Source organism: Pseudothermotoga elfii DSM 9442 = NBRC 107921, from assembly GCF_000504085.1.
GTDB classification, from domain to species: Bacteria; Thermotogota; Thermotogae; order Thermotogales; family DSM-5069; genus Pseudothermotoga_B; species Pseudothermotoga_B elfii.
This window is the reverse complement of sequence record NC_022792.1, coordinates 618628-633541: the sequence shown is the minus strand read 5'-3', so window position 1 is coordinate 633541 and position 14914 is coordinate 618628. Positions and strand designations below refer to the sequence as shown.

16 protein-coding genes are annotated in these 14914 nt (G+C 38.6%); 12 read left to right on the top strand and 4 right to left on the bottom strand.

The annotated features are described in order from the left end of the window. The 12 genes from fliR to TEL01S_RS03045 are packed head-to-tail and all read left to right on the top strand — an operon-like array spanning position 1 to position 9738. Positions 1 to 777: a flagellar biosynthetic protein FliR gene (gene fliR, locus TEL01S_RS03100; RefSeq protein WP_028843373.1), complete on the top strand. Its 777-nt coding sequence runs from the start codon at positions 1 to 3 to the stop codon at positions 775 to 777. Further along, positions 699 to 1829, top strand: coding sequence for a flagellar biosynthesis protein FlhB (gene flhB, locus TEL01S_RS03095; RefSeq protein WP_028843374.1), 1131 nt, complete (start codon positions 699 to 701; stop codon positions 1827 to 1829). Before fliR ends, flhB begins: the two co-directional genes overlap by 79 nt. Positions 1830 to 1868: 39 nt before the next feature. Further along, entirely contained in the window at positions 1869 to 3911 is a 2043-nt protein-coding gene (gene flhA / locus TEL01S_RS03090; RefSeq protein WP_028843375.1) for a flagellar biosynthesis protein FlhA, read from the top strand. Then, entirely contained in the window at positions 3908 to 5011 is a 1104-nt protein-coding gene (locus TEL01S_RS03085; RefSeq protein WP_012002669.1) for a flagellar biosynthesis protein FlhF, read from the top strand. Before flhA ends, TEL01S_RS03085 begins: the two co-directional genes overlap by 4 nt. Further along, positions 4995 to 5825 carry an AAA family ATPase gene (locus tag TEL01S_RS03080; RefSeq protein ID WP_012002668.1) on the top strand — a complete coding sequence of 277 codons (831 nt, stop codon included), beginning with the start codon at positions 4995 to 4997 and terminating at the stop codon, positions 5823 to 5825. The genes TEL01S_RS03085 and TEL01S_RS03080 overlap by 17 nt, the downstream gene beginning before the upstream one ends. 11 nt (positions 5826 to 5836) lie before the next feature. Continuing rightward, positions 5837 to 6526 carry a flagellar brake protein gene (locus tag TEL01S_RS03075; RefSeq protein ID WP_028843376.1) on the top strand — a complete coding sequence of 230 codons (690 nt, stop codon included), beginning with the start codon at positions 5837 to 5839 and terminating at the stop codon, positions 6524 to 6526. Then, positions 6523 to 7128 (top strand): CheY-P phosphatase CheC, encoded by a 606-nt coding sequence (gene cheC / locus TEL01S_RS03070; RefSeq protein ID WP_012002666.1) that lies wholly within the window; start codon positions 6523 to 6525, stop codon positions 7126 to 7128. The genes TEL01S_RS03075 and cheC overlap by 4 nt, the downstream gene beginning before the upstream one ends. After that, positions 7125 to 7604, top strand: coding sequence for a chemoreceptor glutamine deamidase/glutamate methylesterase CheD (gene cheD / locus TEL01S_RS03065; protein WP_028843377.1), 480 nt, complete (start codon positions 7125 to 7127; stop codon positions 7602 to 7604). The genes cheC and cheD overlap by 4 nt, the downstream gene beginning before the upstream one ends. 26 nt (positions 7605 to 7630) lie before the next feature. Then, on the top strand, positions 7631 to 8341 hold the full coding sequence (locus TEL01S_RS03060) for a FliA/WhiG family RNA polymerase sigma factor (protein WP_028843378.1): 711 nt from the start codon (positions 7631 to 7633) through the stop codon (positions 8339 to 8341). Beyond that, a complete protein-coding gene (locus tag TEL01S_RS03055) occupies positions 8325 to 8615 on the top strand; it encodes a hypothetical protein (protein ID WP_012002663.1) in 291 nt (96 codons plus the stop codon). The genes TEL01S_RS03060 and TEL01S_RS03055 overlap by 17 nt, the downstream gene beginning before the upstream one ends. Next, positions 8612 to 9100 (top strand): hypothetical protein, encoded by a 489-nt coding sequence (locus TEL01S_RS03050; RefSeq protein ID WP_012002662.1) that lies wholly within the window; start codon positions 8612 to 8614, stop codon positions 9098 to 9100. Before TEL01S_RS03055 ends, TEL01S_RS03050 begins: the two co-directional genes overlap by 4 nt. Next, positions 9079 to 9738, top strand: a complete 660-nt coding sequence (locus TEL01S_RS03045) for a hypothetical protein (protein ID WP_012002661.1) — start codon at positions 9079 to 9081, stop codon at positions 9736 to 9738. Before TEL01S_RS03050 ends, TEL01S_RS03045 begins: the two co-directional genes overlap by 22 nt. On the opposite strand, the gene TEL01S_RS03040 is transcribed toward TEL01S_RS03045, so the two are convergent. From TEL01S_RS03040 to TEL01S_RS03025, 4 genes are read right to left on the bottom strand one after another with little or no spacing between them, the layout of a single operon-like run. Then, positions 9735 to 12554 carry a DEAD/DEAH box helicase gene (locus TEL01S_RS03040; RefSeq protein ID WP_028843380.1) on the bottom strand — a complete coding sequence of 940 codons (2820 nt, stop codon included), beginning with the start codon at positions 12552 to 12554 and terminating at the stop codon, positions 9735 to 9737. The two genes, TEL01S_RS03045 and TEL01S_RS03040, sit on opposite strands and share 4 nt — an antisense overlap. Beyond that, complete coding sequence (locus TEL01S_RS03035; RefSeq protein WP_081430061.1) at positions 12538 to 13524, bottom strand: 7-cyano-7-deazaguanine synthase; 987 nt, start codon at positions 13522 to 13524, stop codon at positions 12538 to 12540. The genes TEL01S_RS03040 and TEL01S_RS03035 overlap by 17 nt, the downstream gene beginning before the upstream one ends. Continuing rightward, a complete protein-coding gene (locus TEL01S_RS03030) occupies positions 13476 to 13958 on the bottom strand; it encodes a metallophosphoesterase family protein (RefSeq protein ID WP_012002658.1) in 483 nt (160 codons plus the stop codon). The genes TEL01S_RS03035 and TEL01S_RS03030 overlap by 49 nt, the downstream gene beginning before the upstream one ends. After that, positions 13955 to 14905: an ROK family protein gene (locus TEL01S_RS03025; protein ID WP_012002657.1), complete on the bottom strand. Its 951-nt coding sequence runs from the start codon at positions 14903 to 14905 to the stop codon at positions 13955 to 13957. The genes TEL01S_RS03030 and TEL01S_RS03025 overlap by 4 nt, the downstream gene beginning before the upstream one ends. Positions 14906 to 14914: the final 9 nt, after the last annotated feature.

The following is a 14914-nucleotide window of genomic DNA, read 5'->3' as shown; positions in this document are numbered from 1 at the left end:
GTGGAACTTAGAGAATTTGTGGAAACAAAATTTCTTGCGTGGGTTTTGATTGTAACACGCAATGCTGGTATGTTTACAATAGCACCTTTTTTTGCAGATTGGTTCGTCCCGCTTCAAGTTAAAGTTTTGCTTGTTGTTTTCTTAAGCTGGACTGTATTGCCATCAATCAGCGAAGTAATTCCCCTGCATACTCCCGTGGCACAGATCGTGTTATCAATGCTTAGCAATTATGTAATCGGATTAACAATAGGATTTCTGGCACTCCTTCCAGTTATAGCGTTGAGTATTGCTGGCGAGGTATTTGGGACACAAATGGGGTTTGCACTTTCATCTGTTTTCGATCCACAGCGCGAAGAAGTTCCTATCCATGGGGAATTATTATATGTATTCGGGTTATATATTTTCGTTGCCCTCAAAGGACATCTGTTGATTTACCAGGCGGTAGTTGACTCTTTAAACTCAATTCCTGTATCTAAAACGCTTATCGATTTCAATTTTGTCAGTGTATTGACAGAAAAAATCTCTGAAATGTTTTCTATAGCCATGAAAATCGGTATGCCAATGATTGGTTTCATGTTCGTGACTTCCATATCACTTGGAATTATCTCAAGGCTTGTTCCGCAAATGAATGTGTTTATGGTTGGAATGCCGCTGAAAATTTTGGTGGGCTTCATACTAATGGTGGGGATGATACCAGTATGGGCAGATGTTTTTTCACAAATAGCAGCCAGGACTATAAATTTTCTGGAATTTTTTGTAAGAAGCTTTTCAAAATAGATATACAACTTTTTGCAGATCCGGAAAAAACAGAAAAGCCAACCCCCCGAAGACGAAGAAAGGCACGAGAAGAAGGCCAGGTTGCTACATCAAATGAATTGAACATGGCAGTGACATTTCTTGTGGCTGTTTTTGTAATGAGATTCATCTTTCAAAGATTGATAATGTTTCTGGAAAATGGAAGCATATTGTTTTTCAGTCTTGAAGAGAACGATTTCTTGAACAATTTATCTGGACGGATATATCAATCTTTCAAAGATACCATATTCTTACTGGTCTTGTTATTTTTATCGCTTATCATCTCTGTTATTTTCGCAGGTGCTATGCAGACAAAGTTTTTACTTTCCTTCAAACCACTGAAAATGGATTTAAAAAGAATAAACCCCGTTGAAGGCTTCAAAAGATTTTTCTCAATGAGAAGTCTTTTTGAATTACTGAAATCCATACTGAAAATGGTTATAGTGGGTTTTGTAGCTTATAGCGTTATCAGATCAAATTGGATACTTTTCAGATTTTACTCAGACATGGAAACGGTAGATTCTTTGAAATTGATTTTTAACCTTACTTATGAAGTCATGTTAAAGTGTGCAATAGCACTCTTTATTCTTGCCATAGTGGATTATTTTTACCAGAGATGGGAGTTTGAAAAGAGCATTCGAATGACTAAGCAAGAGATCAAAGAGGAGTACAGGGAGATCGAAGGAAGTCCGGAAGTAAGGAGGAGGCAGCGTGAAATCATGGCAAGACTTGCCCGTGGAAGGATGCTGCAGCAAGTTCCAGAAGCTGACGTGGTTATAACTAACCCATCGCACATAGCCGTAGCAATAGAATACAAATCTGAAGAAATGGAAGCACCTGTGGTTCTTGCAAAAGGAGCAGATGAGATAGCTCAAAAGATTATACAGATTGCGAAAGAAAACAATATACCGGTAGTCAGAAACCCACAAGTTGCCCGCGAACTTTATAAAACAACTGATATTGGTGAGCAAATTCCGCCAAATATGTACCGCGCAGTAGCAGAAATATTAGCGTACGTTTATTCGCTCAGGTAAAATTCGTTTGATATAATTTTTATTTAAGGGAGCATGAAAATGAAAAATCTTGATGTCTTTGTTGCTGTTCTTGTGGTATCAATAGTTTTTTTAATGGTTCTACCAATACCAGATTCCATGCTGGATTTCTTCCAGCTTTTGAACATTGCCTTTTCTTTGGTAATAATTCTTTCAACTATGTACATAAGGCACGCCCTTGAGATGTCATCCTTTCCAACATTGTTACTGATCATTACCTTATTTCGTTTAGGGCTTAATGTGGCCTCAACCAGGCTAATTCTCCTTGAGGGAGACAAATTTCAAGGGAGAGTTATAAGAACATTTGGAGAGTTTGTCGTAAAAGGAGATTATATAGTGGGACTGGTGATTTTCATAATTCTGGTTATTATCCAGTTCATAGTAATTACGCGAGGCGCCGAAAGAATTGCTGAAGTGGCCGCACGTTTCACCCTCGATGCAATGCCCGGAAAACAGATGAGTGTAGATGCTGACCTGAACGCCGGTTTGATAACAGAACAGGAAGCAAGAGAAAGACGTGAAAATATACGAAGAGAAGCTGATTTTTATGGTGCAATGGATGGTGCCACGAAATTCGTTCGTGGTGATGCAATAGCAAGTATAATAATAGTTCTTGTTAACATAGTCGGTGGCATTGTGATAGGCGTGATAAGGCACGGACTCTCAATAGCCGACGCTGCTAAAGTTTATACATTGCTCACAGTTGGAGATGGCCTGGTTACTCAAATTCCTGCTTTGCTGGTCTCAACTGCTACCGGTATACTTGTTTCTCGAGCTGCTTCGAAAGAAAATCTCGGTCAAGATCTTGTGAAAGAACTTTCCTCTGAAAGGAAAGTAATGATAGTTACTGGTTTAATATTGGTTTTGCTCGGAATAGCAACTCCTCTTCCAATAACAAGTACTATAATTGGGTTTACCTTTGTTATTCTCGCAATCTATACAGCCAGGGCAGTTAAAGAAAAGCCAGTAACTGCCCCGGCAGGTCCTGCACCATCTGCGCCTTCCAGACCCATTTTGAGCACACCTCAGGAAGTGGCGGATGTACTTCAAACAGATACAGTAGAAGTAGAGATAGGTTACGGTTTGATACCACTTGCCGATCCATCTCAGGGCGGAGATTTACTGGAAAGAGTAACTATGATAAGAAAGCAAATAGCTTTTGATTTGGGGCTGGTTGTTTCGCCAATAAGGATTAGAGATAGTGTTCTGCTCAAACCTAATGAATATTTGATAAAAATAAGAGGTGCTGAGATAGCCAAATATGAATTAATGCCCAATCGATTGCTGGCTATCAATCCTGGTACTGCTTCCGAAAGAATAGCAGGTATACCCGCTAAAGAACCTGCCTTTGGCTTAAACGCATACTGGATCGAACCTGTTCGTAAAGAAGAAGCCACAAAGCTTGGATACACAGTTGTTGATCCCCCAACAGTTTTTGCAACCCACTTGACTGAGGTTTTGAAAAGAAATGCAGCTGATCTTCTCGGAGCAAGGGAATTTAACCTGTTGATAGAAGGATTACGAGAAAAATTTCCGCAACTCGTGAGTGATCTGATACCATCCGTTATGAAGCAGTCTGAACTGAAAAAAATACTTCAAAAACTCCTAAGTGAAGGAGTATCAATAAGAAACTTACCCTTGATTTTTGAAACTCTTCTGGAATATGGCGAGAAAACAACAGATATCATATATTTCTCAGAACAGATTAGGAGAGCCTTGAAAAGGCAGATAGTACAGCCTTTAATATCTGATGATGGGAAACTCCACGCCGTTGCTTTTGATCATGATTTAGAAAAAAAGATAGCCGATTCCCTTCAAGATATAAATGGGGAGAAAAGGATATCACTGAATCCACAAATATTAAGGGAACTCATGGAAAATCTGTCAAAGCAGCTTGAAACGTTGATGAAAAAGGGTTTTTCGCCCGTTGCCGTCTGCTCTGGTGCCATAAGACCTTATCTTTCTGAAACAATTAAACGTTTCCTGCCAAATGTCCCTGTAATTGCTTACGAGGAATTGCCTGACGATGTTACAATGCAAGTAGAAGGTGTGGTTAGATTGTGAAAATAAAGAAATATATGGTTAATGATATTAGAGAAGCACTTGACCAAATTAAAAAAGATTTAGGTGAAGATGCTGTTATATTGAGTACTCGCAGCATCAAAAAAGGGGGTTTTTTTGGTATTGGTAGCAGAAGATTTTTAGAAGTTACAGCGGTTGCCGAAGAAAAAAATGAGCAGCATGCTAACAAGGACATCTATCGATTCGAGGAAATCTTAGTTAAAAACAGAGAAAAACGTCAGGAAGAAGAAATAAGAGAGCTAAAACAAATGCTTCAAGAGATGAAATCAATGATGTTTTCAAAGCAGGTTGATTTACCACAAAATATGCAAAAGCTGCTCAAAGCTCTTCAGATACATGAGGTAGACCCTGTAGTTTCAAATAAAATTATGGAATATATCCACATAGCATATGGGGATGTACCCGTCGATGACAATTTTAAGCAAAGATTATCTGAACATATTGTCCCCTTTGTTAAAACTGAGGTTCCTATTCTGGAAAAATCTGTTCTTTTTGTTGGACCGACAGGCGTTGGAAAAACAACAACGCTGGCCAAAATCGCAGCAAAATTAAAGTTGATTCACAAAAAACAGGTTGCTATTCTAACACTGGATACTTACAGAATAGCCGCTACAGAACAATTAAAAACCTATGCTGCAATAATGGATATCCCGATGCGAGTTGCCTATACACCCAAGGAAGCTAAATTAGAACTGGATGCAATGCATGATTTCGATGTAATCCTGATAGATACGGCGGGAAGAAGTCAAAACAACGATATACAGATGAGTGAACTCAGAGCTCTCGTAGAAACAATTACACCAAGTGTTTGCTTTCTTGTGGTTGGCATGAACTGTAAATACTCTGACTTAAAGGATATAGTCAAGAAATTTGATGTAGCAAAATATACGCATACAATTTTAACGAAGATGGATGAAACCAGATCTTATGGGCATATAATAAACATTTCACAGCTGAGTGGTATTCCGCTGGCTTATATCACAAACGGTCAGCGTGTACCTGAAGATATTATTGAAGCTAATAGCAGGGAACTTTCTCATATACTTTCGAAAGAGGTGCTGAAAGTTGCGCAATCAGGCTGAAGGACTTCTGAAAAGTCAGCCCCGGATAGTTAGTGTCGCAAGTGGAAAAGGTGGTGTTGGTAAAACAATAGTTGCCGTGAATCTGGCGATAGTACTTGCGCAAAGAGGCATGAGAGTGTTACTCTTTGATGCCGATGCAGGCTTTGCGAACGCCGAAATACTTATGGGCATTACCCCCAAAAATACAATAAAAGATTTTCTGCAAAGGAAAATCTCGCTCGATAAAGTTATCTTTCAAACTCCTTACGATGTGGATTTAATAAGCACAGGAATGGATGTAGAGGATTTAATAGCGTTTAATTTGGAAGATAAAACAGAACTTTATAATGATCTCTATCGTATCTCTGCAGAATATGACTATATAGTATTCGACTTTCCTCCAGGTTTTAATGAAGAATTAGAAAGATTTTATGCCGGCTCAGACCACCTCGTGATGGTAACAGCTTCAGAACCGACATCTCTTGTGAACGCTTATACATTTGTGAAACTTATGACCATCAAAGGTGTGGATCCTGATGGTTTTCATGTTGTCATGAATATGGTTAAGGACATGCGTGATGGAAGAAAAATTATGGATAGATTCATTTCAGTGATAACTAGATTCACTGGCATCCCTATTACATCCACTCATCTGATTCGTTATGATATGCTTGTAAAAGACAGTGTCAACAGGCAAATTCCATTCGTTACAAACAGAAAAACGGCTCAGCCATCTCTCGCAATTTACGGAATAGCTGACATGATAACAAAACGACAGACTGTCAAAAAACTTTCATTTTTTGACAAAATCAGAGCTTTTTTTGGAGTTGGATGAGGTGTGTAATAATGAATCAGGTAACACGTATTGATGCTAACAGTGTTATCAAACCCGGAATGTTGATTGTAATAGAAATAGAATCCAAAAACGGTGAAAAAACGGTTCTTAAAAGTATGGTTCACGAAACTTATTTTGAAAAGAACGTACTAAAAATAGCTATGCCAAGCTTAAAAGGGCGTTTTATCCCATTACCAAAAGGAGATTCTATTTATGTGACAGCGCTTTCTGACAAAGTTGTATATGCCTTTGGCTCGCGTGTTCTGGATTACGGAAGAGACGAGTCAAATTTTTTGGTAATGTATATAACTATACCAGACAAAGTTAGAAGAATTCAAAGGAGGCGTTTTGTCAGAATACCAATTGTACTGAACGGAACCTATACTGTTCCTGGTGATGATAAAGAGTATAGTTTCTTAACTCGCGATTTCAGCGCCGGTGGTATGCTGATGTGCACAAAAAATATCCTTTCTGTCGGGCAACCTATATCGGTTAACATGGATCTTGGAGGTATCAGGTTAACCAGCCAAAAAGCTCAGATAGTTAGATCTAATGGCAAAAATGAAACAACAGGTCTCTATGAATACGGTGTTCAGTTTCTTGACCTTTCCACTGAACTTGAAAAATCCTTGGTTGTGTTCGTATTTCAACAGGAATTAAAAATGAAAAAAGCTTCTTCTGGAGAGGAGGCAGGACATTGAATCTAACAGACAAACAACTTGATCTGCTGAAAGAAATAGGAAATATTGGCACAGGAAATGCAGCCACAGCTCTTTCTTCCCTGACGGGTAAAAAGATAGAGATAACCGTTCCTGATGCTGAGGTAATAGCAATAGAGAGGATAATATTTGTTTTTCCAAAACCAGAAGACCTGGTCGTTGGAATAAAGATGTTTGTGAAAGGTGATATTGAAATGAATGTACTTCTTGTACTCGATAGATTCGCAGCAAAGAAAATCATATATGATCTTCTGGGAAATCAATGTGAAGACATAACCAAATTAGACGAATTAACTTCATCTGCTCTAAAAGAAATTGGTAACATCATGTGTGGCTCTTATATAACTGCCCTGGCCGAGTTCACCCAACTGTATCTCGATCCTCTACCACCAGAATTAACAGTTGACATGCTTGCTGCTATAGTCTCGGAAACCATCCTCATGAGTGCAAGTTACGAGGATGATGTAATTTTCGTTGAAACCCAGTTGAAAATCGAGGGTATTGAATCAGTTACATCTTACATGTTTTTGATCCCAGGGCGTGGGAGTCTTGAAAAAGTCTTTTCTAAGGTGGAATTGAAATGAAGAAAGTCGTAATAGGAATTGGTGAAGCAGCAGTTGAAAGAAACCCTGCTGTTATAGTAACACTCGGATTAGGTTCTTGCGTGGGGGTCTGTTTAAGAGATCCTACCGCTCACGTTGGTGGCATGGCGCACGTGATGTTACCCGAAAGCATGAATAGAGAAGTTAGAAATCCGGGAAAATATGCAAACACAGCCATCAAATATCTGGTAGAGAAATTAATTGAAATGGGAGCAAAGCACCATAGATTAGAAGCAAAAATAGCTGGCGGAGCTTCCATGTTTGAATCAGGAACCATGAATATAGGCCAAAAAAACATCGAAGCAGTGATTTACTGGCTGAATTATTTTCACATAGCTTTGAAGGCCCAGGATGTTGGTGGGAACAGAGCCAGGAGCATAGAATACAATGTGGAAAGTGGAAAACTGCTGATAAGAAAAGTCGGAGGAGGAGAAACTGTTCAGATCATAGAAATATAGAAAAAGTGTGAAAAGAGGCTGATTGAATGTACAGAACGAACGAAGAAGAGATAATAAAGGAAATGCTACCAAGTGTGAAAAGAATAGCGATGGACCTTCTCCATACATTACCAAAAAATGTAGAAGTTGATGACTTAATTCAAGAAGGAGTTTTGGCTTTATTGTCAGCTATAAGGAGGTACGACCCGAAAAAAGGTGTAAGCATGTACAGTTTCGTGGTAAAAAGAATAAAAGGTGCAATGTATGACTATTTAAGAAAAATAGACTGGATGCCACGCAATTTGAGAAAGAACGTTAAAGAAGTCGAGAAAGCTATTCACGAACTCGAAAACCACTTGAACAAGCACCCTTCTATTGAAGAGATAGCATTACATACAGGATTAAGTACAAATGAAGTAAAAAGAGCGCTGGATGAAACTGTAAGAAAACAACTATTGCGACTTGATGAGTTTATATATGAAGGCATGGACAGTTTTTCTGATATCATCAAAGCAGATGATGAGCCATCAGAAAACGCATTCAGAGAAATAATCTTGGAAAAGGTGGCCGAAGCCATAAGAACACTGTCTAAAAGGGAACAGCTTGTTCTATCATTAAGATTTGAGCAGGATTTGTCTTTAAAGGAAATCGGGACAGTTATAGGTGTAAGTGAATCAAGAGTTTCACAAATTTTATCAAGTTCTCTGATCAAAATTAAAAGATATATCCTGGGGGATAACAATGATAACACCAGTTGATTTTCATACAATTATTGTAAGAGGAAATGAAGTATCCTCAAATATTGCTCAAATCATAGGAGCACAATTAGCTGCTGGACAGCTGTTAAACTCTCAGATGACCGAAAAGTCAAGACAACAGGCGAGAATGGTTAATCCGAAAAATCCTGTTGAGGGCAAACTTGTAAAATCTTCCACTGAAGAAAGAGGAGCAAAATACTATTCTCGCTATGGAAAGCAGCGTTCTCAGAATAAGGAAGAAAATAAAGGATCCATACTGGATGTGAGATTGTGATAGGCTATTTATCTGTCAAAAAGATAGATGAAAAGCATGTTGGTGGCCTGCTTGTGGTTGATGAATCTGGCATACCACATGAGTTTAAATACACAGATCCGATAATTCCCAACCAGTTGCAGAAAATATTATACGGGAAATCTCTCGAAACATACCTTCATGTCGAAATAATTTCAAAATCTTTGCTGAAAAAAATCGAAAATAAACCGGATATCATATTTACAGATAATCCAGTTCTCATTGAAAGCGGAGAGAATGTATTCTTCACGTCCTCATTCATCCCATCTGCAGATGAGACAGAATCGTCTCCAGAAGAATGTGTGATACCATACGGATCGAGCGCGATAAGATTTGTGTCCAAACAGCAGATTTCCCAGGAAAAAGAGGAAAAATTAAAGCAAATACTTGACCAAGTCGATGTTTTAGAACCATTTCAGAGATTAGAAAAGGCACTTGAATACGTATGCAGATCATCAAGCAGTTAATAGAGACATTGAAAATGGAGCTTGGGATCATACAGGTAAAAGAAACAACCGACCTCATAAAGCATCCACGTATTCGTGATCTACCGGTTAATGTTGTAGTTAAAGAACCTCTTCAGAAATTATGCGAAGATTCATTATCTGTAAATTCATTGCATCTTGGAGATCAAATGGTAAAGATAAGGAATCTTATCTCAAAAGCAGATATTTCTGTTAAGCAAGAAATGTTAACCTGCAAAACTAATACTTCCCAGCTTTTTTTTAGCAGGGAAATACCTTTAAGCATAAAGAGCGAATCAAATCTCAATTTTGCAGAGGTTCTAAACGGTAAAATGATCATTGCACAAATAAAAAGCAAAAACTTGCCGGTTCTCTGGATTTCAAGATTCCATTCTTCACCGCTGCCAAAAAATGAAAAATCCTTGCGTGCACTGGAAAAATTTTTCACTGAATACAGAGGAAATCTGAAAGATATCAAATTCATAGGGTATTATCGATTTGTTCCATTAGATAGCATGAAAAGATTTCTTGTTCTGGGAAAAGAATTGATTATAGAACTTTCTGATAAGAAAAGCAAGCGTTATGATGCAATCATATTCAAAAATAGAGGAAGATACATTATTCAAAAAATTGGGATTTAAGATAATAATTCTTTCAAAAAGCCTACAACCTGGCCTGGTTCAACATTATAAAAGAAATAAGTTTTTTCTCTCTCGTTGCATATAAATTTTCCTTTGAATTTTAAAGATGGTTGCTTTTCGTAGATTAACTTTAAAATATTGTCCCTGTATTCGATCTTCCTTATATGTTTTGAACTGGCAAGCAATCTTATCTTGAACAACTCGACAAGCATAAGTGCCTGATTGGGAAGTTTTCCAAATCTATCATGTAACTCTTCCACCATGCCATCTATTTCAGAAACAGTTTCGCACGATGCAAATCTTCTGTATATCCTCATACGCTCAAGTGGACTTTCAACGTAATCCGGAGGAATCACAAGTTCTCCCGGAATACCTTCCATTTCAGTGTCAACAAATAACTTCCTGGATTCAGATTTCTCCTTTTTTATGCCCTTAAGCTGATGGTTCATTATTTCAAGGTATAAATTTAAACCTACATCGTTTATATTCCCATGCTGTTCAAACCCAAAAACAGATCCGACACCTCTAATCTGCATATCTCTGAGTGCTAATTGAAATCCGCTGCCTGAACCGGTCAACTGTTTTATAGCCTGAAGTCGCTGCAGAGCTTTTTCGCTTATTTCACTGTCGTGCAAAAAATATGCGAATGCCCTCTTAGTACTTCTTCCTACGCGCCCTCTCAGCTGGTATAGTTGAGCCAATCCATATCTGTGAGAATCATCAACTATTATTGTGTTGGCATTTGGTATGTCTATACCACTCTCAAGGATTGATGTACAAAGAATAACATCTGAATCATGTTCATAGAAACTTCTGACAGCTTCCGTAAGTTTTCGAATACCCATTTTTCCGTGTGCAAGTACTATTTTTGCTTCAGGTATTATGTGCTGCAAATTTTGATACACATCCTGTATATCGTGAATCCTGTTATGAACGTATATAACCTGACCACCTCTGTTTATTTCTCTCAGCACTGCGCCCCTCACGAGCTGGTTGCTGTACTTTGCTACATAGGTAATTACCGGAAGCCTGCCAATCGGTGGTGTGTTAATTACACTCAGATCTTTCATACCTGTCATGGCCATATGAAGAGTTCTCGGAATCGGTGTGGCGCTCAGAGAAAGTACATTGACATTTGTTCTCAACTGCTTAAATTTCTCCTTTTGTTCTACACCGAAACTCTGTTCTTCATCTATTATTACAAGACCCAGATCAGAAAATCGAACATTATTCTGAAGAAGAGCATGTGTGCCTATGATTACATCAATCTCTCCCCTGAAAAGCCCGTCGAGGATCTCTTTTTTCATAATTGTGCTGATCGATCTATCAAGCAACCTCACCTGAATGCCAAATGGACTCATCCTTTGAGTGAAAATCTTATAATGCTGTCTTGCCAAAACCGTGGTCGGAACTAATACAGCTACCTGTTTTCCAGAAACAACACACTTGAAAGCTGCTCTCAAAGCAACTTCCGTTTTTCCATATCCAGCATCCCCGCATAAAAGTCGATCCATAGGTTTATCGTTCGCAAGATCTGAAAGAACCTCCTCGATAGCCGTCATCTGATCATCTGTTTCTGCGTATGGGAAAAATTCGGCGAATCTTTTCTCGAGTTCCGGGTCGCCCGGTAAGCTTAATCCACTTATTTTCTGCCTTGTATCATAAATTCTTATTAACTCTTCAACCTTCTCCCTGAGATTCCTTTTTACTCTCTCGATACGTTTTTTCCAGTTTCCAGAGTGGATTCTATCTATTTGAACATTCCTGGTGTCTCCTATGTATTTGTGTATTTTATGGATTCTTTCAACGGGAACATAAACTGTTGAATCTTCATAGCGCAAAACAAAATATTCTCTCGTTCCCAGAGGATTGCTAATCTTTTTCACGCCGTCATATACACCTATTCCATAATCTCTATGAACAACAAACTCACCTTCAATCAACTCTTCTTCATCAAAAATAGGTATCTGATCTCTTGATTTCTGAGACGTCTGGGGAAGAATTTTTAAGGTATTCAAATCAATTTCCAGGGGTTTGAAAAATTCTATGCGCTTTACCAAACTGGAAAAACTTATCTGAGAATTTTCTACATAATCCTCTATTTGTTTCTTTTCAAGCATCTCCCGGGCTTCTCTTTCTCTTTTTGCAAATTCTTCCTGACACCGGTCAAACTCCGCCACAAAAATCTCAAAATCTGAATAATCAAGTATTGTGGAATTAGATCCCAGTTTGGCTGGCACAGTATCAAACAAATGTTCATTACACAGATATTCACGGACAGGCAGTAAAAACGCTTCTTCCACTTTGAAAACAGATCTCTGAGTTGACGCATCGAAACATCTAATTGCCTCTATCGTTTGGTCAAAAAGCTCTACTCGAACTGGATTATCATACAGTGGTCCGAAAAAATCTATTACATCACCTCTTACAGAAAACTCTCCGCCAGTGCGGACTATATATGTTCGATCATATCCAAGATTTAACATTGTTTCTTCAGGATTATGAAAAACTTCTCCCTTTCTCAGAATTCTCGCTGCTTGTCTGAGCTGAACGGGTGAAAACGTTTTTCGGCTAATAGCATGCAAAGTACACACGATAACGATCTTTGGATCGTTTAATAATTTCCAGAGTATTTCTATCCTTCGACATCGAACTTCAAATGAAACTGCTACTTCTTCAAATGGAAAAACATCATGACTGGGAAAATAAAACGCATTTAATTTCTGAGAAAGCAATTGCGCCTCATATTCAGTTGGAACCACTATCAGGACAGGCTTTTCAAGATTTAATTTCAGAAAATCAATTGTTGTCCTCATGATCAAATCCTATCACTTGGAAGGTTCTCAGCCGGGGATTTGATGATTTGATCCATTCCACAGATACAGCTACAGAAAAATCTCTTTGAAGGAATCCTTGCAACACATGATCTCTTGCAGTGAAATCATTGAACAAACCTGGATTTGCAAGTACTTTGAGTTTGATTGGATTGTTTAAAACATAAGCTTCATCAACGCAGCTGAGATTATTAATTCTTTTTACCACCTCTTTTGAGGCTAAAACGTCAAGATGGGGAAAGACATTAACAAGAGCTATATTTTTTGACAATGGTCCAATTATCTTTACATTTGCCAATGAAGCTTTGTGGTCTATCTCTTTAAGAAAATCAAGCAGGATTTCATTTGAGAGAGCAACAGCATTACCGTGATAATCAGGATTTATCATCATCTTCAGCAAGTGCTTTAATTTGCAACCTTCTCTATGAGACGACTCACCTATCTTAACAGGTTGCAAACCAAAAAAAGATAACATATTTCTAATAGTACCTTTATCAAGGTCTATAAGAGGAGAGTAAAATTTTCCGTTAATTTTTACACCATTAATCCCCCAGCTGTCTGACCGGTTTGCTCCTGTTGCAACAACAGCTTCTTCACCAAAGTCAAGAATTGACTGCAATTTAGCATATCTTGTACACATATTACAACTCGGGCCATATCTCCAGATCTGCGATTGTTTCTCCACACCGTCAATGAAGTAATGACTCAGTCCAAGTAATTTAGAAACTTCAGCAACTCCCTTTCTTGCCTTTTCATAAGTAAATTTTCCCCAATCGACGGTAACCAGGATTACTTTTTTTTCACCAAGTGCTTGCTTTGCAAGGTATGCTACAAGTGTACTGTCTTCCCCACCGGAAAATGCAACAAGTAACTTTTCAGAAACAGTCCGTCTTATATCTGCTATCAATCCGCTTGCAATTTCTTGAATTCCACTTTCAAGTGATCTTTGCATAATTCCACCAGCGCATAAGAACCATCTTCAGCAACAGAACCCGGGTTAACAAATCTTACAGATTCGCACACAGTATCATCCGGAATATGTGTGTGCCCATAAAAGATTACCTGAGGTTTCTGAGTCATTGTTGAGAGAATCCTTTCTCTTATTTTAAATGGTGCACCCCATCCATGAAATAGCCCTATTTTCCATTCTTCAAGCTGCAACAGTTTTACAGAAGGCAAATGATCTTTTACGTCAGGATAGTCCATATTTCCACAAACGGCATAAAATTTATTCGAAACAGATTCTAACGTTAAAACAGTTTCCATATCTACAAAATCTCCTAACCCAAAAACAGCATCAACCTGCTTTGCAATTTCAAGTAAATTATCTGGAATTGACATCATTTTCACTGGCACATGAAGATCTGAAACAAGTAAAAGAGTCATCTTTTACTCGCCCTCTCAAAAACTATAGAAGCTGCCCCAAGAATACCTGCATTCTTGCCAAGTTGGCTCAATTTTATCTGATACGTTCCAAGCATGGTTGGTAGTACATAGTCTTTTACCATTTCTTCAACTGGCTCAAGTAGAAAATCACCGGCATTTGCCATCCCACCACCAATAACTACTACCTGAGGATTAAAAATATTGATTAAACTTCCTATTGCCACCGAAAGGGCACTAACAACTCTGTTAAAAACGGATAGTGAAAAATAATCTCCATTCTTCGCGTGCTCGAAAACGTCCTTAGGAGTTATTTGGCTGGCGTTTTTCTCTTTAAAAAGAGAAGAGTCGATATGTCTTGAATATCCATCTTCAACATATTTTCTTATAGCCGTCGCAGACGCCAGTGATTCAAGACACCCGTTAGAGCCACAACCGCATTTTGGCCCATTTGGTAAAACATTCATATGTCCCAGTTCTGCCCCTATTCCAACACTTCCTCTGAGTAAAAATCCATGAGTTATAACCCCACCACCGATGCCTGTACCCAGCGTGAGACAAATAACATGATCAAACCCCCTGGCCACACCGAATGTATGTTCACCCAGCGCGTAAGCATTGGCGTCGTTCTCAATGAAAACATCTAAACCCGTATGGGTCCTGATTTCTTCAGCAAGCGGAAAATTGTACCAGCCAGGGAAATTTGGCGAAAACCTGACCACACCTTTCTCATGATCTATACTCCCCGGTGACCCAATCCCGATAGCTCGAGCTGAAACACCGGTATTTGACATGACAGACTTTACAGATTCCGAAAGCCTTTTTGCGACAGCCTGCGGCCCTTCATCCACCTTCGTTTTTCCTTCGATGCGAGATAAAATATTTCCTGTTTCATCAACAAGACCTACTGCGTAATTTGTTCCTCCCAAATCTATCCCTATAACTTTCAAAGACTCTAC